Consider the following 20,845-nt stretch of genomic DNA (forward strand, 5'->3'; position numbering starts at 1 on the left):
GGCTGACCTTTAATTAAAAACTGAAGGGAGAGCGGAACGGTGGTGAGGCGGATGAGTTTCAAGCCGAAAAAGCTTTATTATAAATTTTGATGTATTCTTCCGTCATTTTTTCAATAGAAAAATGTTTACTCCTTAATAAACAATTAGTTTTGATTTTTCTATAGTACTCATTATCAGAATATAGATTCATAACTAACTTAGATAACTCTCTATGATTTCCCTTTTCAAATAGTATCCCATAATTACCAATAACTTCATTTAATCCCTCTACATTTGAAGCTACAACAGGTTTTCCTGCAGCCATCCCTTCAAGCGCAGTTAAACCAAAGCCTTCATAATGAGATGATTGAATAACAATATCACTATAACCTAACAGTTCTGAGACGTCCTTTCTGTTACCTAAAAAAACAACTCTATCCGATAGATTATTTTCTTTAACAAATTTCTGATGTGAATATTTTAAAGGTCCATCACCAACCAGAATTAACTTTATTGAATTAGGCAGAAGCATCATAGCGCGTAAAACAGTCATTTGGTCTTTCTGTTCTCTAAAGCTAGAAACCTGTATTAGTCTAAAACTATCTTTAAAAAAGTCAAAATAACTGCTTTGTTTACTATAGTTTTCAAGAATAATGGCATTCTTAACCACTGCTATATTATTTGTTCTGCTCAAATGTTTATTGAGTTCAATTCTGGAAGCTTCAGTAATACAAATAATTTCATCAATAAAGGAATATATAATACGATCTAAGATTTTAAATATGAATTTATGCCTTCTTTTATTACTTGTACTATGTTCTGTATAAACTAGCTTTGCTGTTGAGAAAGAGAATAATTTTGCTAATACGACCCAATATAATGTTGGAAACAAATGTGCGTGAATCAAGTCGTAACTCTTTAAATGTTTAACTAACTTAAAAATATAAATTGGGTTGTAAAGTGAATGATTGCTCAGGAATTTAATGTTTAAACCTCTTAAATCAAAAATACTTTTAGTCTTTTTGAGTACAATTAAATCTACATGTTTAGCCTTTTCTAAAAGTTGTCTGCTAAAATCAATTGTTAACTTTTCCGCACCACCAGTATCTAACGAATTTACGACTTGAGCGATTTTCATTTATAATTATTGATTTTTTCTTTTAAAAAAATTAATAAACCAATTGGTAAAGTAACTAAAGAAACTAAAGTTATACTCTTAATATTTTTCTTTAATAAAGAGACTTTGTTGAATGAAAAACGCCAAAGATTAATATACGTCCTAACTCTAATTTTAAATGGTAAACTTTTATATTCCAAAAGCTCTGTATAGAAAAGGTTCGAATATTGAGGACTATTGTGTCTTAACATTACAGAATTTGATGATAATCCATCGAGTTGATATTCTGCTAAATATATGCATTCGTCAATAAAGAAAGAATTATATTTTTTTGCTATACGATTCCACATCAACCCCTCAGCTACATACCTTTCATTTCTAAAACAAGGAAACTTATATTGTCTCATTATTTCAGTTTTATAAACTTCTGCCAAATCCCCTTTAATATTGTCTTTATAAGTTTTTTGAACGTGGTTAGAATAAAAACTACGGTTAGGAAATTTTGAGCCGATTTTTTCAGAGTTTTGAAAACATTTTCTACCCACTACGCCTGCTATTTTATTCTCGGCGTTCTCGAACCATTTAAATATCTTATCAATTGATTCATCAATTAAGTAGTCATCACTATCTACTATAAAAAAATACTCTCCATTTGCATAATCTAAACCTTTATTTATAGCGATATGCTTACCAGAGTTTTTCTGCTTGAAATATCTTATTTCAATTTTATCTTCCTTAACAAAACTCTTAATCAAACCTTCTGTTCCATCATAACTACCGTCGTCAACTATCAACCATTCAAAATTTTGATTGATTTGATTTAAAAGACTTTTGTATAATTTAGGTAAAAGTTTTGCTCTATTATAAGTTGGTGTAAATACTGTAATCATATTACAAACTGCATAAAAATTGTAAAAGCTAAACTGCCATAAATAACATAAATTAATTTTTCTTTATTCCTTAATATATCAATACTTAAGTCACTTATAAAAGGAACAGTCAAAATTATTGGCATCAAAAACCAGGATAAATAGGCAATTCTATTGGTATAAGGAGCGTAAATCAATAAAATCCAAATACCGTTGGCAATAACATAAGTTCTAAATAATAGCCTATAAAGTGTATTACTAAACTCTTTTTTGACAATTGCCCAGTAGCCAATAAAAATAGCGATAGCACTATATATGATAAAATCTATTCTAAATTGTCCAGAAACAAGTTGGTTTTGACCTTCATCTGAAAAAAAAGTAGAAGCCCTTTCATCCTGAATTATAGAATCTGTACTAAACACAAACTCGGTTAAATTTTCAAGTTGATTTCTAAATAAAAGACTCAAGGGTATGGATATTATCCAAAATACTAATGCTTTTTTTTCAATCTTTATTATAAAGACCGAAACTAAATAAGCAAAAAAAGATAATAGCATAGCTTTATGAAAAAAGACTGATAAAATCATAAGAGCAAACATTAGCCATTTTTTGTCATAATATTTCAATGAAAACAAAAAGATAGAAGTTGCTAAACCATTTCTTACCCCATTAATACCAAAGGCCCAAAAGGACATGGAGACCACAAAAGCAATTAATACATAAATGGCTTTGTCTTTAAACCACTTTTTAAAAGTTAAATATGGCAAATAGACGTAAATAAAACCAGTAATCAAATAAAATACTTTAATGTTTGCAAAAGATGCAATCAGTTTCATGTACAGGTAAAATCCAATATCTTTTGCAAATTCTGTTCGGTTACCATTTTTGATTTGCTCAAACATTCTGGTGTAAGTGCTAGTATCACCTAAATAACGCCAATTACCAACAGGGTCTCTAAGTCCTATAAATAGAATAGATATTGCTAATATTATAAATGTGAAAATTTTTAACGAGGTATCACTTTTGAAATCGATTGGTTTAAAAATTAGACGAGGTAAAAAAAACACCAACAGCACAAGGCTTAATGTTACATAATATGCAGTTGTATAATATTCAACAGGAATCACTGGATGATTTGCTTTAAATTATCAACATACACTTGCCAGCTGCATTTTTGCAAGATTCGCTCTCTGGCTAATCTAGATTGCACTTTTAGTATGCCGGAGTTGTCAATAAGTTGCTTGATTAACTGAGATAATTCATATTGATTATCCTGTTCTATTAACCAACCTCCATTTTTATATTCAATAGCATCGGGAATCCCTCCAGTATTGGTTCCAATAACAGGTGTACCACAGGCTTGCGCTTCAAGAAAGACTAAACCAAAACCTTCCACCTGAGTGGATTCTTTTGTTTCTCTTGTTGCTAAAATAAACAAGTCTGAATTACTGTAAAATGCAGGCAAGTCTTCATCCTTGACAAAACCATGAAACTGAATCTGGTTTTTGATAGAGCTTTCATTTACAAGTTCTATAAGCTCCTCTAAAAAAGGTCCACTCCCCGCAATATGCCATTCTACTTGGTCTCTGTAGCTCTCAGGAAGTTCACTCAAAGCCTTTAAAATAAAGTCATGACCTTTAAATTGAAGTATTCTGGACACCGTACAGATTTTTAGTTTGTGATTAACTAAATCGGATTTTGGCTTTGGGCAAAAAAACTCAGGATTTACACCCAGAGGTAAAGCTATCACTTCGGCTTTGGGATTTATGTTGAGTACTAGATTTTTGGTATACTGACTATTTGCTATAACTTTCTTTGATTTACCTGAAATCCATTTAGCGTAAAATGGTAGCCAAAGGTATTTTCTAAACTTACTTTGACCATAAAGTAATTCTGTACCATGAGCTAATGCAAACACATTTTTAAATCCTGAAAAAATCGAAAGCGCCGCATCCGGATGCCAGGTTCCACAAATAACATCTGTTTCTGGTTTATGTTTCCATTTTTTTAAAAATTGGAGTGCTTTTACTTCTGATAAAATCCTTTTGCTAGGCAGATAATTAATTTTAATTTCAGGATTATCATTATAAGGAACTGATACCTTATTTTTTTCTAAAGTTAAGACTTCAACAGACTCATAATTGCTTTGAATATGTGTCGCTATTTCATGACATAGTCTGGCGATTCCTCCTGTGGATGGCGGGAAATCGTAAGATATTATGAGCAACTTTTTAGGCAAACTGCTCATTTTTAATATCCTTTGGATTTAGTTTTTGACCTTCTTTTTTCCCCGATAAATAGGATTGCCAAATTGATTTTGATTTATAAGCTTTAATATAGGCTAATACTAATTTGAGTAAGAATAACTTGGCGGTCATTTGATTGTACCAGGGCAGATGTCTTTTGATTATTAAACTTCGATTCCTTGACAGAGAAAAAATATACTTATCAATTTCAGGAACACGACAACCTCCAGTTTTTGCTGCTAGATGAAAAACGTGTGCATCATAGTTAAACCAAATTTTATAGCCTGCTTTTCTTACTCTTAAGCAAAAATCTGTTTCTTCATAAAGTGCTGCACCTTTAGTTAGTTGTTCATCTATACCTCCTACTTCAAAATAAATCGATTTTTTAACAGAAAAATTACCTCCTCCTGCATGAAAAACTTCTTTAGAGTTTTTAGAATGAAAACCCCTTGTTGGTGTTGCTGTAACAAAGGAAAAATTACCGATTTTACAATTTATATTTTGTTTATTTTTTTCTGTTATACCACCAGCTCCAATTCCTACATTATTATTAATGAATGATTCTAAATGCTCACTCAAAAGATTTTTACCACAGGATATGTCATCATCTAAAAATAAAAGATATTCATAATTTGCCAGTTTAGCTCCATAATTTCTAGCTTCAGGCAAACCCTTAAAATGCTGAACAAAGTGATACTTAACAGATTCATGTTTTATTGAAAAATCTATAACTTCTTCATCTTTTTGTTTAGATTGATCAACAATTATAATTTCAAATTCATCTTTATAATCTTGAACAACTAAATCTTTTAATGTATTAAGAAGGTATTTCGTACGATTAAGTGTGGGTATTATGATTGAAAAACCTTGCATTATAAACTATTAAAAATTTGAACAAACGATTTTGTTTGTGATGAGGCTAGATAGCGTTTGCAATAATCTGTATCAATTTCTTCTTCGCTATTTTCTTTATCAAAAACTCGTTTTAGTATTCCTATATTTTTAGTGTCATTATCAGTTAAAAAAATTCCTGATTTTGTTTTTTCAAGTTCACTTTTTGCCTCACTTATATTAGGTACTAAAGCAATAACATGTTTTTGAAGAGCAATATAATCTACCAGCTTCGCAAAATTGTTCCACCAATGAGTCTTATTACCAACTAGAATTAATGCGTATCTGGAGTTGTTGATAAATTCGTATAGTTTATTTTGTGGCATATGGTCTTCAAAGATGATGTTATCTTCAATGTTGAGCTTTTTAATGTATGATGATACTTGTTTTTTGTTAATTTCGATATTTCCAATCATTCTAATCTTTGGGACATCTTGGTTACCCTGAATTGCTTTTTTATAGATTCTAAAAAAATGGTCTTCATATTCTTTTAAATATTCACCAACAAAAATAATTTCATTTTTCTTTTTATTGTTTAAAGAAGGTATATAGGAGTCATCTATTCCTGTAGGTATAAATGATATTTTGTAGTTATATTCTCCTTCATATTGATCGTTAAAAATTAATTCATAAGACGACGACAACACCGTAATATGATCAGCATATTTAAACGTATCGTCTTGAATTTGCTTCTGTAATTTATATACATGAAAGACATCAGAGTGCATTCTTTTAGCATAAGTAATAGGATCTCTAAAATCTGAAACCCATTTTATATCTGTTGTTTTTTTTAATTCTATACCAATTTGATTGGTTGTAAAAGGTAAACAGGTTGTATATATAAATTGTATACCTTCTTTTTCTATTAATTCTTTAGCTTTTTTGATTGCAGATTTTTTCCAAGTCCAAAATCGATCAGGTTTCTTTAGGTAGTTTTCTAATAAATAGTTATAAGTCTTTCTGAAGAATGTTTTTTTAACATGACATTCATCAGATTTCAAATCTTGTTTATTCTGATAATGCGCTTTTGATTTTAAAGTTTTATAAGTTCTGTCTTTGCCAGTGAACCACATATACAATCCTCTAAGACTTGGTTCTATATATTTAGTACGATGAATCGATATTCCTTCAAGTTCATTTAAGAGTGCAGGATCTTCATTGTAATTATAATTGGTATCGACTGTTAATATTTGTGGTTTCCAGCCTTCTTTTTTAAGATATTTTGCAAGTTTGTGTGCTCTAAAGACAGCTGCATGAGATTCTGGAGCACAAAAGGGTGTTATAATGAGGATCTTTTTATTCATACAGCCTATATAATTTATTAGTATAATTCTCCACACTGTATTCGCTGACCTTGTCTAAAGCATTTTTTGAAAACAAATTATAATCATCAGAATTAATTAAAAGTTCTGCTTTCTTGGCTAACTTACTATGGTTTAAAGCTTCGTAAATATAACCTTCAATTGAATTGGTAATAATTCTTTGTATGCCACCAGAATTTGGTAGAATAACAGGTAGTCCACTAGCCATGGCTTCAATACATACAATGCCAAAAGGTTCATAAGGTGCGCTATGCACATATGCATAACAATGTGGCATTATATGATGCACATCATTTCTATTTCCTAAAAATAAAATTGAGTTTTCAATCCAAAGCTCTGTTGTAAGTTTTTCTAGTTTTTGCCTGTTTTTACCGTCGCCACAAATCACTAATCCCGCGTCAATATTCTTTTCTCTCAATTCAGCTATGGCTTTTATACTTACATCAATACGTTTATTGACTCCTTCTCCCATTGAACCCACCGTAATGAACATGTAATTAGGCAATTTTTTTTGTAGATTTAGATATTTTTTTAGGTCTTTATCTGATTCCGGCTTAAATTTGAATAAATCAACACAGTTGTACATCACTTTCAATTTTGAAGCACTAACTTTATGTGCATTAATTACCCATTGCTTCAATTCATCGCTACATACAATGATTTTTTTGAAAATGAATTGAGAGAAATAATTCAAAAATCTCATCTTTAGAGAATTCATATAGATATCACCCTGTTCAAAGCCAATTCGTTTTTTTATACCTAATCTAAAAGCTGCTGTATTAACTAATAATCTTGACCAGGTTAAATGCGTTTCAACTACATCAGGTTCTAAGATCTTTAATTGACTCTTTACTTTATTGTAAGCTTTTAAAAATTGTCTTTTTTGAAATAAGGTTTCTAAATTTAATTCAACTACATCTACTTTCAATTTTTCAGTCTCAACTTCAAATTCGTTTTTTCCGAATAACACGTATATATAATGACTATCCTCTGGATATTGTTTTTTTAAATCTTTTATAATAGTTAAGAGGTGAGTTTGTGCACCGCCCATTTTTAATTCATCTATGGAATGAAGTATTTTCATTTATGACAATCTATTGGAAATTATTTTTTTTTCATATGTATTCATTAATAGATAAGATATAATCATAACAAAAAGAGAGTATATAATAGCTTTAAGAATAAAATTTAACCAGCTTACTTCATACATACTATATATGTAATTAAGGATTAAAATAAGCGAAGTGAATGCGAGTAAAATTGAAAATATTCCTTTGAAGAAGCTGTGAATATTTAAATTAATTTTATTTAAATAATATAAGTTCATTATTACCCACTGTAACAAAAATAGTGGAATCACTAAGCCAATAATCATGCCTATTTCGGCATAAGAATAGGATAAATAGCCTCCAATTATCAAACCTAGAACACTAGCAATTAAAAAACTCAATGTTTTAAATTTCAAAAGTTTTTTAGCTTCTAGAATACTGTGTGCATAACCTTGAGCTATAGGCATGATATAGACTACCATAATTAACAATGCTATATAATAGGAATTTTGGTAAGTCTGGCCGACCCAAAGTTCAATAAAGTCTTTTCCTATGACCACGAAGCCTCCAAATACGAACAATAATAAAAAGAGTGAAACTCTAGCTACTTTTGTCATTTGCTCAGTAAGAACCTTTGGAGTGGAGTTATTAAAAACACTTTTTACTGCTTTTGGTAAAATTAATCGGTTTATTATATTCCCAAATGTTGTGAAATAAATTCCTAGCATCACTCCGATGCCAAATATGGCCACAGTTACTGTGTCCAGATGAGTTCCTAAAATAACCTGTCCTGACCTCCACTGAAACTGGTAAACCAAACCAAAAATGAATATCCATATCGAGTAACTAAAAATATCTTTGACATAAACCCATTCAAATTTTTTCAATTTAAATTTTACATCCAGCTTTTTAAGCACATACCATAGAGTCACAAGAATAAATCCTAGGTTGAGGATGCTATCTAAGATTACTATCCCTAAAGCATCAGCTCCAAGATTGAGTATAGCAACAACCATTATCACCCTAAGTACATACTTTGCTATTGAAAGTATTCTTGGAAATACAAAAGCTTCATAACCTGTACAAATTCCAGTGAATGCTCCTCCAGGTAGTGTAAAACCAAGATTGATGATCAAAATAATAAGCATCCATTTAGCTTTCTGTAACTGTTCAAAGTTTAATGTGTCTCTAAATAAATTATCCACATTGAAGTAGAAAATGATACCAAAAAGCACTAATAATACACCTATACCAGCGTATATCAATAAACTTATAGCTAAAAAATTTGCTTCTCCCTTCTTGTCTTTTTGTGCTTTATATTTAGCAACATATCTAACTATTGCATTATTTAAACCTAAATCTAAAATTGATAGATATCCTACAAATGCCCCAATTAAAGTGTAAAGCCCATACTCTTCATTACCAAGCATTTTGATAATATATGGGGTTATAATTATTCCTCCAATATTCGTTATACTCAATTTTATATAAGAAAGAAGAGCTGCTTTTTTGTAGGTATTCAATTCACAAATAATATTTTCTATACCACTCTACGAAACTAACTACTCCTTTTTTTATATCTGTATTCGGCTCGTAATTAAAATCTTTCTTAAAGTCACTTGTATCTGCCCAAGTTTGAGCAACATCTCCAGGTTGCATGGGGAACATTTGTTTTTTTGCCGTTTTGCCAGTTATGGTTTCAATAGCTTTGATAAAATCCAATAATTTTACCGGGCTGCCGTTGCCAATGTTGTATAGGCTATAATTATTTTGACTAGGTTGATTTTGTAAAATTGTCTTTTGAACACCTTCTACAATATCATCGACATAAGTAAAGTCACGAGATAAGTTTCCGTTATTAAATACTTTAATGGGTTTGTTTTTTAAAATGGCGTCTGTAAATAAAAACATAGCCATGTCTGGTCTTCCCCACGGTCCATAAACCGTGAAAAAGCGTAAGCCTATAATCTGTAAATCGTATAAATGACTGTAAGTATAAGCCATCAATTCATTGGACTTTTTAGTAGCTGCATACAGGCTGATCGGCTGATCAACCGAATCTGAAGTTTCGAATGGTACTTTACTATTATTCCCATACACACTAGAACTAGAAGCATAAACTAATTTTTTAACTTTATGCTGCCTCATGCATTCTAGTAAATTAAGAAACCCCACAATATTTGAATCTACATAGACTTCAGGGTTTTCGATACTGTAACGAACTCCTGCTTGGGCAGCTAGATTACATACCACATTGAAATCAAATTTTTCAAAAAGTCTTGGTAATTCGTTCCTATTTTCTAGATTTAATTTTATAAACTGAAACTTATCTTCATAAGTATGACTTGAAACTAAATGCCCTTCAAACACCTCTTCTACTCCAAGTTCCTTCAGTCTATCGAGTTTAAGTTGCACGGAATAGTATCCATTGATGTTATCAAGACCTATGACCTTATGCCCTAAATCGAGAAGCTTTTTGCATAAATGGAAACCGATGAAGCCAGCGGCTCCAGTAACAAGGATGGTTTTCATTTTTAATTTGGTTTATAGTTTACACTCTTCAATTGACAGTGAATAGTGATTTGTGACTGGTCATTTTTTTTTCGTTTCGGTTAACTGGCAACGGCCAACTTTTCACTCATTGCTACTCACTTCATGGTACGGCTCCGCCGCAGTGAGTCCCATTTTAAGGTCACTGTGGCACTTTAAATTTATTTACGTAAAACCGTCTCAAAGCGATTCAACGAACAGCTTTTTTAAATCAATATTTTAGGGAAACACTTAGGTTTTAGCACTCAATACATCATTAAATAGGCTATTGCAAAGTAGGTGAGTTTCTTAAAAAAAACCAAAGGAATTTCGAAGTATTTTTGTTCGATTAGTCGAATAGTCGTGTAATGGTATCGTTGGGGAGATTTAGTCAAAGGGTCTGGAGTCAAGGAGTGAGCTGGTGTATCGGTAGATCGGCAGACTGGTATATTGGTCAACTCTAGTCAGGGAAGTTTATCTGCTCGTTTGTTCGTGTAGTCGTATAGTAGTGTAATGGTGTAGTTGGGGAGATTAAGTCAAATGGTCGAGGAGTCGAGGGTGAAATAGTAACTAGTGGACTGGTGGACTGGTAGACTAATAGACTTGTGTACTGGTTAAATCAGTTTTTGGTTTTCTGTCAACAGTTTAGCGTTTTTCGATGAATTGTATAGTAGTGGAATAGTAAAGTGGTAAAGTGGGGAGTCTGAACTTAATTCTAAATTATTAATTAAAACTTATGGTTTTTGGTCATTGAGTGTCACGCTTATTGCGTGATGTATCGAAATGACCTTAATACTTTTATTTTTTCAATTCAACGCCTTAGTTATTTTTGATTTATTTATCACTTAAAAGCTTTCAATGTGATTATTGCTGTCATTCTTTTTGTGTTGGATATAAATAAAAATCCATAGAGATAATTATACCTTTTAGGGTTGGGTAAAGAATTGATTATCCTAATATTAATTTACCGTTTTCCCTTGAGGGAAATGTCGATAGACTAAGGGTGTTTTTATGATGAATCTTTAATTAGTGTTGTGATTCCATAAAAAATAGGCCCGTTTGGATTTCAAAAATCAGATTTGACATTTAGAATTTCAAATTTTCTGTCTCACCTCTCACGGACTCAAAAACTACTTTTACTAATTCCTATTTCCTATCACCTAAAACCTTTTATAAGTCACCCTTTAGGGTTGAGGCAAAGAATTGATTATCCTCATATTAGTTTACCGTTTTCCCTGAGGGAAATGTCGATAGACAAAGTTTTTTTATGGTGAATCATTAATCAGTGTTGGTAATTCCATAAAAAAGTAGGCAAGTTTGGATTTCAAAAATCAGATTTGAGATTTAGAATTTCATATTTTATTGCTCTCCACTCGCGGACTCAACACCTCAAAAACTGATTGCCAAGAATCTAATTGCGATAAAATAGCTCCTTCACTGTGTTGCTTTTCCTTCAGGATGACAGACTAATCAATTTTAAATTATGAATTAAGAACTATTAATTGATATTCTTATCTTCTAAGCCTCTTAAAAACTCAAGAACTCATAAACTCACGAACTCTTTTCACCTATCCGTGTAATCGAGTAGTCGTAAATTTTGAATTGTGAAATAGTCAACCGGTTTACTAGTCAACTCTATTTAGGACTCTACACTCTACAAACCGTCAACTGTAAACTGTTGACAGTCAATTGAAAAACAGACAACCGACAAAAATTAAACCTTAAGCCTTATCTTTAGTCCTATAAAAAAATTGATTTATGAGATATATATTACTATTTGTCTTTGCCATGAGCCTTCAAGTAGGTGTGGCACAGGATAAAGACGCTAAAAAATTAGATTCCATTTTAGAGACCATGCCTAAAAGCGAAGGCCTTATCACCTCTTATTTTGAAGATGATAAACTCTATTTCAAATTCCCAGAAGAAGTGTTGGAAAAAGACCTACTTATGGTGACCCGCCTTAAGCAGCTGCCCGCTAACTATTCAGCTTACAGAAACGCAGGCTCCAAGACCTCGGAGCAGATGATTCACTTTGTTAAAGTTGGCAAGTCTATCGATTTGGTGCAGGTCTTAACCACCAATGTGGCTGACGAGGAAGACCCGATTAGCTTAAGTGTGGCTCAAAATAACCTCAACCCTATTTTAGCCTCCTTCCCTATCAAATCTGAAGAAGGAAAGGACATCGTTATAGAAGTCTCTTCTTTTTTTAATGCAGACTCCCCTTCTTTCAATATTATTCCAGACCGATTAAAAACAGAATATAAAATTGGAAGGGTAGACGATAAAAGAAGCCGTATCAATTCGGTAAAAAGTTTTCCACGTAACACAGAGATCACGCACACCCTTACGTTTCCTACAAGTAAACCACCTCGAGGAAATTCTACCAATACCTTTACCTTTCAGGTGAACCATTCGATCATTGCCTTACCTGAAAACCCTATGAAAGTCCGTTACGAAGACTCCAGAGTGGGCTGGTTTGGCTTAAGAAAATACAATTACAGCTCAGACGCCCTAAAATCTGATGAAGTCAGATTAGTTAGACGCTGGAGATTAAAACCTAAAAACGAAAAGGCTTATGCCAGAGGTAAATTGACCGAACCCAAACAACCTATCGTTTACTATCTGGATCCAGCAACCCCAAAAAAATGGAGAAAGTATTTTATTCAGGGTATTGAAGACTGGAATACTGCCTTTGAAAAAGCAGGTTTTAAAAATGCTATCCAAGCGAAAGTCGCTCCAACTCCAGAAGAAGATCCTGACTTTAGCCCGGAAGATGTCAGATTCTCTACCGTTAGGTATGTTGCTTCTACCACTAGAAATGCCACAGGACCTAGTGTTTCTGATCCTCGAACGGGTGAAATCATCGAATCGGATATCATCTGGTATCACAATCATTTAAGATCTTACCGAAATCGTTACCTATTGGAGACTGGTGCAGCTAATCCTAAAGCGAGAACCTTAGACACACCTGAAGAGGAAATCGGGGAAATGATGCGTCGCGTCATTTCTCATGAAGTAGGTCATGCCTTAGGACTACCTCATAATATGAAAGCCAGTTCTGCTTATGACGTGGAGTCCCTTAGGTCTGGAGAATTCACGCAGAAAATGGGGATTGCAGCCACGATTATGGATTATGCCCGGTACAATTATGTAGCCCAGCCAGGTGATGAAAACATTCGCTTCGTCAGACAGCTAGGACCTTACGATGATTACGCCATTGAATGGGGCTATCGTTATTTCCCTGATAGCTCACCAGAAGAAGATCAGAAAATTTTAAAAAAATTCGTAGATGAACGCAGTACTGACCCATTATATATGTTTGGTGGTCGTGGAAACGATCCGGATGCCAAAACGGAAGACATTGGGGACAACTCTGTAAAGGCAAGTACTTACGGCTTAAGCAATTTGAAAATTGTTGCTGAAAACCTGGAAGAGTGGACGACCCCTACGGGGCAAAACTACGATGACCTGGAGGAACTTCACGGTGAATTACTAGGGGTTTACAGAAGATACATCTATCATGTAGTGGCTTCTGTTGGTGGAGTACATCAAACCTTATTACACAAAGGACAAGAAGGCATTCCTTATCAAGTGGTATCCAAAGAAGATCAGCTAGAGGCTTTAGAGTTCATCAATGAAAATGTGTGGACTCCACAGTATTGGCTAAATGACGAAGAGCTAGTTTCTAAGTTTGCAAGAACAGGTAAATTAGAAACGCTTATACAGCTCACTAAAGGTGTGTTGAATCGAATGACTGATGCCGATCAACTGAACAGCATGTGGGACGCGAACTCATCGCTTCCTGGCAATGGTTTATCGCCAAAAGAACTGCTTGACATCTTAACTAAAGATATCATCACTTCGAGAACAGAACCAGATGCTGTTGAACGCGAGTTACAAAAGCATATGGTACATCAGCTTATCACTTTAGAAATGGATGAAGACTTAGCCTTGGAGCTTAGAGGTCATGCTTTGGCTCTACAACAAGAACTGTTATCTGATTTTAATTCCAAAACCGATACTGGAAATAAAGCCTTAAATGCACATTATAAGTATATGGCAAAAATGATTGAAGACGCGATTAACAATAAGAATTATACGTATAAAAAACTATAAAACAACACTTTAAATAAGTTTGAAATACAAATCATTGAAAAATTTGACTTTTAAATTTTAACATTTGAGCGCAAAAATAGAGCTAAAACCGTACCAATTGTACGGTTAAACCGTAATACAAAGTCAGATTAAAAAATGATATTTGTATAACTAAACCATGAACTAGTGTATCAAAATTTCATCTGATTTTGAGACCGTTCCAATGAAAAAGCAAGACTTTGTGGTCTTGCTTTTTTTGTTTGTATCATTTTAAATATTAGGAAGATACGCTTAAACCGGAACCCATAAATTCTCATAATACTGATAAATGTCATAGCTAATTATTAATGGGTTTGAGATCTTTAAGAAGATTTCAAATACTTATCATTATGAAAACGACAGCTATTAAAAAATTAATGACTAAAAATCTCGTCAAACTCAACATTAGTGATGAACTGACTAAGGCAGAATCCTTATTCAAAAAACATAATATTCGTCATCTCCCGGTGGTTAATGGTGATCATATTGTAGGAATGTTGAGTTATAATGACCTTTTGAGAATTTCTTATGCAGATGCTACAGATGACGTTGGGGATGTCATAGAAACCACCGTTTACAATATGTTTACTCTGGAACAGGTGATGTCTAAACAAGTGGCTTACGTCAATGCAAACGACCCTATAGAATTAGCAGCTGATCTATTTATCTCAGAAAAATTTCACGCCCTGCCCGTCGTGGATCAAGATAAACTTGTAGGTATTCTCACGACTACCGATATGATTCGGCATTACAATTCGAGATGTAAGTAAACTAAATAGGGCGTAAAGATTGATAATCTTTACGCCCTATTTAGTTTCATCCTTTTCAAAATTATTCTACAATTAATTTTACAGATTGACTGGACATTCCATCTGTTAATCTCAGGATATAAACTCCAGATGAAATATCCTCGTTTAATTTGACTTCAATAGTAGAAGTATTGTTTAAACTTTGATTCATTACCTCTCTGCCTTGAAGGTCATAAAGTTGAATATTGACGGCTTTAGATTCAAAAATATTCTGAGAAATGCTAAATCGATTGTTATTAATCGGGTTCGGATACACTACAACCGAAGATTCAAAATCAAAATTATCATCTCCAAGTGTCACATTTTCAAACCTGATCACAAACCTATCGGTCGCAGTGGACTCTGGAATGGAATTATCTAGAGTGAATGAATAGATTGTTGTTTCATCAGTTGTTAGCTCTATAGCGGTCTCTAAGTATTTATCCCATAAGATGGCCTCAGCAGTTGTAAGGTGCTTAGGATTAATTTCCCATCGGTAAGCCGATTTTGTAGCACCCCCAAAATATAATGGTATACTGTCTTGTTCGCTTGGCATGCCTCTCGTTTCAATAGCCATATACTTTGGATTCCTGTTAATCGCTACTGACTCCCTGTAGTTCCAAATTTTAGTGGCATCCAACGTATCTTTAGCATTATTTGCTCCAGGTCTAAATTTCACCTTGACTCCGTCAACAGCTTTAGTTTCCGAATCATCAAAAAACAGATTAATCGACAGGTCTGAGGTATCTTCTGGAAGACTAAATGTTGCATTATTTCCTGTTGCTGTAGTTTTATAAGACTCCCTAAAGACTACAGCCGGGGTAGCTCCAGAACTTATTGTTTCTACAAAAAAGGCCTGGTTAGGGTCTAAAAATTGATCCGCATCAGAACCTGAAGGAATTGGTGTACCGTTACTCAAATCTACAGTAGCATAGCCCCCTATATCTCCTAAGGTTGGATCATAAATATAAACAAACTGAGAATTGACTCCAGACGAGTTTCCACTTCCAAGAAGCGAAGTCATATCAACTTTAGCTTGATAAGGATTTCCTATAAAATTAAACTCATCAACAACCGAAGACACATCGTTTACGCCTCTAGATCCTACTACAAGCCTGCCGGTTGTTCTTAAAGTCGTGGATGGACCTACAGCTGTATTAGAATTTAAGGTTGTAGACCTATCCCCTCTTATCAATAAAGCATAAGCCTTACCTGGAGTAAAATTTGTAGCATCTGTATTCGCAATAGGATTCCAAAGTTGTCCTGTGGCATTCCATTCATACATGGAGGCATTACCAGTTGATGTCGCATCAAACCCGTTAGAACCATCTGTAGATCCTGTAATATGGGTTCCAAAACCTGGATTTGGATCAATATTGTTAACGTCGCCAGACTGAGTATTGTTCACTCCTTCCTGCCAGTTAGCGTTAATAGATTCATTAGAAATGACAGAAGAAGATAAATACCTGAAAGCTCTATTATTACTTGGAATAAAGCGTTCAATTTCAAAATTCGTTCCTACCAAACTCCTATTGACTGCGTCAAATTCTCCTAAAGCAGCCGTTTCTCTCTCTGTGCTTCTAAAAATCACCTTACCAAAATTTGCAAAATCTCCGTTGAGTGTTATCGCATCCTCAATAATTAAGGTCGCCCCCTCTCTTACCACTACATCGGAAATTTCGCTTAAGGCAGTTAAAGTAGCCGTGCCATTTTCTACAAAGATACTTTTAGCATTATTGATACCAAGGTCTACATTATCCGGAGAGTCTCCAACCCCAACAGCGGTCCAGGTATCGGTATCGTTGCTATATACAAAATCATTATCCCCTACTCCAGGAGTTGGATCTGCCTCAGTTATAAGGTCCTGTTTTATCCATTCGCCAGCCTCATCATATATTGGATTGGAATTTCTGATGTTGGGAATATCCCTGTAGTATCTTCCATCACTGTAATCCCAGGTAGGCTTTCCTCCATTATTATCTATTGTTCCGTGAATATCCACTAAGGAAGCCTCAGTGTTTAAAACAGATAAGTAATATGCATCAACTCCATCTGAAGTGATCACACTCGAGCTTTGTAGATCTGGTGTTATGCCTGAATAAACACCAGAAAATGTCGTTGCATCTGCAAAGCTTACGATATAATAAGATTTCGGAGGTAAAATACCTGTTAATTGAACACTATTTCCACTTATGGCGTTGTGCAAATAATAAGACTTGTCTGAAAAATCCAATGTATCAACACTCATATTAAATAGTTCCACGAATCTTAAGTTACTATCTGTAAAACCGCTATCAAAAGGTGCTGCCACCTCAGAGATCAACAGATCAGTTTCAAAACTAATATTGAACTCGTTACTATCCACATCGGTGAATCCTGTAACACTTGCTGTAAGAGTCAAATTAAATCCTAGCGCATCATGCTGTAAGGTATTGAAGTTAGCAAAGCCTGCGGCATCAATTGTATTGGTCACGGGGTCACCAATCAGACTTCCTGTGGAACTAATGGAAACAGTTTCCCCTACGCTATCAAGATCCAGGTTACCGTTGGCGTCAGTATCGGCCACTCTAACCGCTGGAACCATATTCTCATTTAAGACTGTATTTGTAGGCTGTACAATAAATTCGAGCCCGTCTCCAACCACATCAATTAAGAAGTCATTGCCTTCAAAAGCAGAAATAGAGTTAGAGAAGATTGAACCATCGCTACTGGCTAGCTGGTCCTCATTTCCTTCAGCAATTGCCAGCTGAATCGCTTCTTCATCAGTAATACCACTTTGGTTTAAATACAGACTCAGAGTATAGGATTTAGAGGTGCCATCAGCCACCAAAAATATATCATTAGGATCTACTACAATATCTACTATGAGTTCAGTTGGAGTAATAGTTAAGTTTGGATCACTTTCAATTAAATCCAGGCTGTTCACGCTTCCGTCTGTAATTGAAATTCCCTGAATAACATCAGACCAGTCAGCAGAATTAAGACTTCCAGCTACAAATTTAAGTCTAGTGACCGTAGTTGGTAAGGCATCAAAATTCCCTGAATCGACAATGTCAAAGCTAAAGACCTCTTCAGCTTCAGCCAATTCATAATTTAGATCTGCTATGAGTGTTCCCGAAGGTATTTGAGTGCCAGGCGCCGTTATGTCAGAATCTCTGGCATTGGAGTTTCCAGTCAGTTTTACATTATCTAATCCAGAATATCCAGTTAGTCCGTCATTTTGGATATAATAGATAAACGAAACTTCCTCTGTTCCTGGGTCTACAGGTATAGATACTGTGCCAGAATCTGGGGACGTTACCCCTCCTTCATATAATAAAACTTCACCTTGAGAAACACCATCAAAAAACACCTCGTAGGCTAAACTGTCACTTGAGGCATTATAACCATTTACTTCCCAGTCAAAACTTAAATTAACGTCTGTAAACCCAAAAATATTAACCGTTTCAAAGTTTAATGTCGCTATACCAGAAGTGCCATCGCCATTGTTATCATTTAGGTCGTTTTCTCCGAATATATTATCGACAAAACTACCGCTTGCAAGAGGAGAAGCATCCCCAGAGTTTATCACTCCAAAAAATCCATTTCCCCATCCGTTATCAAAGGTTGGAATACTGGTAGAATAGTTCCATTGAGGGGAAGTGCCATCAAAATCCTGAACAGCGATTACTGGAGTGCCCACATCAAATAAATCAGTATCTAAAGAGGATGGACTCACCGAAGCTTCAGTAGTCGTTGCTGTTAAGAAAAGGTTGGTAGCGACTGCAGAATATGCAATATTCGGAAAGGTCGCTACACCCGCCACAGCTGGAACTGGCGACAGTGGATCGACTAAGGTTCCTCCACTAGAAGTTAAACTTACATCTGTGGTAATTGAAGTATCTATATTTCCGTTGGCGTCGACATAACCAAACTGAACCGCTGGATTGATAAAAGCATCCACCTCTACATCTGTTGGTTGCTGTAAGATGGCAAAATCTGTAGCTATAACATCAATTGTGAATTCATTTCCAATCACATCACCTCCTGTAAAATTAGAATTGAATTGAGAACCTGTAAAATCCGCAATAAAACCGGATGTATTATCAGCGCTGACTTGAAATTCCAAAACACTTTGATCAATAATGTTAGTCGTAGCAAGTATAATATCTAAAGAGAAATTAGCCGTCGCTCCGTCACCAACTGTCACAAATGCATCGGGTGTGAATATAAGTTCTGAATCAGTAATATTGTAAGTTCCTGGTATTTCTGCACCCGTATTATCGTTTACAATTGCTTGTTGAAGAGTAGAGGACCAGTCGGCCGTGTTGTCTGGGCCTGGCACAAAACGCATCTGGCTGACTTCTGTTGGTACGCCATCACCGCTGCCAAAATCTGAAATCTGGAAATTAAACACAGGTGTAGAATTCACTGTAGAATTGGCTGCTATGAGAGTTGCACTTCCTACTTGGGTGCCTGTAAAAACAACTTCAGAAGTCTCATCGTTGGAAATTACATCAAAGAAATTACTTAAAACTGAAAATGGATCTGTAGAAGTTGCTGTTAAAGTTAAATCAGTACCAGACGTATTATGGACCAAACTTGAAAAGGTCGCTACTCCAGACACTGCAGACTCAGTCACTGTAACTCCATTTAAATCACCTGAGGAAGTGATTTCTACTGCTCCGGTGGCGTCTGTATCTCGATTGCCATTCACATCTACAAATTCTACCTCAACATCTGGCTGCATGGTAGCAAATAGCGCTACTTCCGAAGGCTGCTGAGCGAAAGCAAGATCTGAAGAAACCACATCTAGGGTTACTTCATTACCTGTAATATCTGTAAAAGACGAACTAAACAGCGATCCTGCTGGATCGGACGTGAATCCAGAATTTTCACCTTCTATTTGAAACTCTATAACGCTCTGATCTACAATATCACCTGCTGTTGATAGAACAATATCAGCCGAAAAGCTTGAAGTGGTTCCGTTGGAAACTTCTACAGGGGTGTCTGGCGTAAATATCACTTCGATATCTGTGATTGTAGAAGAACCAGGGATTTCTGCTCCTGAATCATCTCTCACAATCACATCTTGCAGAGTCGTTGACCAACTAGCCGTGTTATCAGGTCCAGGAACAAATCGCATTTGATCAACATCTGTCGACAAAGCATCACTCGTTCCAAGGTCTTGGATATCAAAATTTAAGACGGTCTCAGACAAAACTGTAGATGTAACATCTGCTGCTACAATAGTCTTAGAGGGCTCCTGAGTGGTTGGAGCCAACACTACAGAGTCATCGTCATTGATAGGAAACCCTTCTAGTTTAACATTGTCGATTCTATTATTTCCACCAGCGCTAGTAGCTCCATTAAAGGTAATTCTTATAACTAAATCACTTTGATTATTAATACTGGATATAGAAGATAAGTCTAAAGATAAAATTGAACCTGGGGAAGTTACAGGTGTATAAGGGGAGCCACTTGGAAGTTCTGTAAACGCACCGCCTGTAGAATACTCAATCGTATTGCTATTAAAGCCTGTGCCTGTTCTTTGTGTCCAAAATGAAAAAGTTAAATCTTCAAAACCTTCAGAGGAAAAATTAAAGCTCACCGTTGAGCCGTTATCTTCATCATCTTTAACAACGAAAGCTTCTCCTGCAATACTTCCGGAGCAAGCATTGGTAGTTGACCCTCCAAAATCGTCAATATTCAAAGGATTAAAAGTATAAGTGATTGAACCATCACCGGTTACCCTATTATCCGTACCTACGGGTGTTGTAAATGGAAAAGTCCCATTAAAATCCCAACAATGTATAGTTTCCTGCTGCGCGTAATTAAACTGAATAGCCAATAAGAAAAATAAGAAAAAGCCTAAAAGCCTAGGATGTAGTAGTTTGGTCATAACTAAAGATAATTTGGTCAAATATATGAAAAATCGGTTT

12 protein-coding genes are annotated in these 20,845 nt (G+C 34.7%); 2 read left to right on the plus strand and 10 right to left on the minus strand.

Annotated elements, in window-relative coordinates; genetic code table 11:
• Positions 1–58: 58 nt before the first annotated feature.
• From F598_RS0100655 to F598_RS0100695, 9 genes are read right to left on the minus strand one after another with little or no spacing between them, the layout of a single operon-like run.
• Positions 59–1,117 carry a glycosyltransferase family 4 protein gene (locus F598_RS0100655; RefSeq protein WP_019037075.1) on the minus strand — a complete coding sequence of 353 codons (1,059 nt, stop codon included), beginning with the start codon at positions 1,115–1,117 and terminating at the stop codon, positions 59–61.
• Positions 1,114–1,986 carry a glycosyltransferase family 2 protein gene (locus tag F598_RS0100660; protein ID WP_019037076.1) on the minus strand — a complete coding sequence of 291 codons (873 nt, stop codon included), beginning with the start codon at positions 1,984–1,986 and terminating at the stop codon, positions 1,114–1,116. The genes F598_RS0100655 and F598_RS0100660 overlap by 4 nt, the downstream gene beginning before the upstream one ends.
• Complete coding sequence (locus F598_RS0100665; RefSeq protein ID WP_019037077.1) at positions 1,983–3,092, minus strand: EpsG family protein; 1,110 nt, start codon at positions 3,090–3,092, stop codon at positions 1,983–1,985. The genes F598_RS0100660 and F598_RS0100665 overlap by 4 nt, the downstream gene beginning before the upstream one ends.
• Positions 3,089–4,213, minus strand: a complete 1,125-nt coding sequence (locus F598_RS0100670; RefSeq protein ID WP_019037078.1) for a glycosyltransferase family 4 protein — start codon at positions 4,211–4,213, stop codon at positions 3,089–3,091. The genes F598_RS0100665 and F598_RS0100670 overlap by 4 nt, the downstream gene beginning before the upstream one ends.
• Positions 4,197–5,084 carry a glycosyltransferase family 2 protein gene (locus F598_RS0100675; protein ID WP_019037079.1) on the minus strand — a complete coding sequence of 296 codons (888 nt, stop codon included), beginning with the start codon at positions 5,082–5,084 and terminating at the stop codon, positions 4,197–4,199. Before F598_RS0100675 ends, F598_RS0100670 begins: the two co-directional genes overlap by 17 nt.
• Positions 5,084–6,406, minus strand: a complete 1,323-nt coding sequence (locus F598_RS0100680) for a glycosyltransferase family protein (RefSeq protein ID WP_019037080.1) — start codon at positions 6,404–6,406, stop codon at positions 5,084–5,086. Before F598_RS0100680 ends, F598_RS0100675 begins: the two co-directional genes overlap by 1 nt.
• On the minus strand, positions 6,399–7,508 hold the full coding sequence (locus tag F598_RS0100685; RefSeq protein WP_019037081.1) for a glycosyltransferase family 4 protein: 1,110 nt from the start codon (positions 7,506–7,508) through the stop codon (positions 6,399–6,401). The genes F598_RS0100680 and F598_RS0100685 overlap by 8 nt, the downstream gene beginning before the upstream one ends.
• Positions 7,509–8,996, minus strand: coding sequence for an oligosaccharide flippase family protein (locus tag F598_RS0100690; RefSeq protein WP_019037082.1), 1,488 nt, complete (start codon positions 8,994–8,996; stop codon positions 7,509–7,511).
• Between the two features lies 1 nt (position 8,997).
• Positions 8,998–10,005, minus strand: a complete 1,008-nt coding sequence (locus F598_RS0100695; protein WP_019037083.1) for an NAD-dependent epimerase — start codon at positions 10,003–10,005, stop codon at positions 8,998–9,000.
• Between the two features lie 1,755 nt (positions 10,006–11,760).
• Here F598_RS0100695 and F598_RS0100700 point away from each other — a divergent pair.
• Both F598_RS0100700 and F598_RS0100705 read left to right on the plus strand, forming a co-directional pair.
• Complete coding sequence (locus tag F598_RS0100700) at positions 11,761–14,118, plus strand: zinc-dependent metalloprotease (RefSeq protein WP_026302425.1); 2,358 nt, start codon at positions 11,761–11,763, stop codon at positions 14,116–14,118.
• A gap of 368 nt (positions 14,119–14,486) precedes the next feature.
• Positions 14,487–14,906, plus strand: a complete 420-nt coding sequence (locus F598_RS0100705) for a CBS domain-containing protein (RefSeq protein WP_019037085.1) — start codon at positions 14,487–14,489, stop codon at positions 14,904–14,906.
• Between the two features lie 61 nt (positions 14,907–14,967).
• Here the strand turns inward: F598_RS0100705 and F598_RS0100710 are convergent, their stop codons facing one another.
• The gene (locus tag F598_RS0100710) at positions 14,968–20,805 is read right to left on the minus strand and encodes a T9SS type A sorting domain-containing protein (protein WP_019037086.1); all 5,838 of its coding nucleotides are present in this window, start codon (positions 20,803–20,805) and stop codon (positions 14,968–14,970) included.
• Positions 20,806–20,845 lie beyond the last annotated feature (40 nt).

Origin of the sequence: Psychroflexus tropicus DSM 15496, assembly GCF_000378765.1 — a bacterium.
GTDB lineage: Bacteria > Bacteroidota > Bacteroidia > Flavobacteriales > Flavobacteriaceae > Psychroflexus > Psychroflexus tropicus.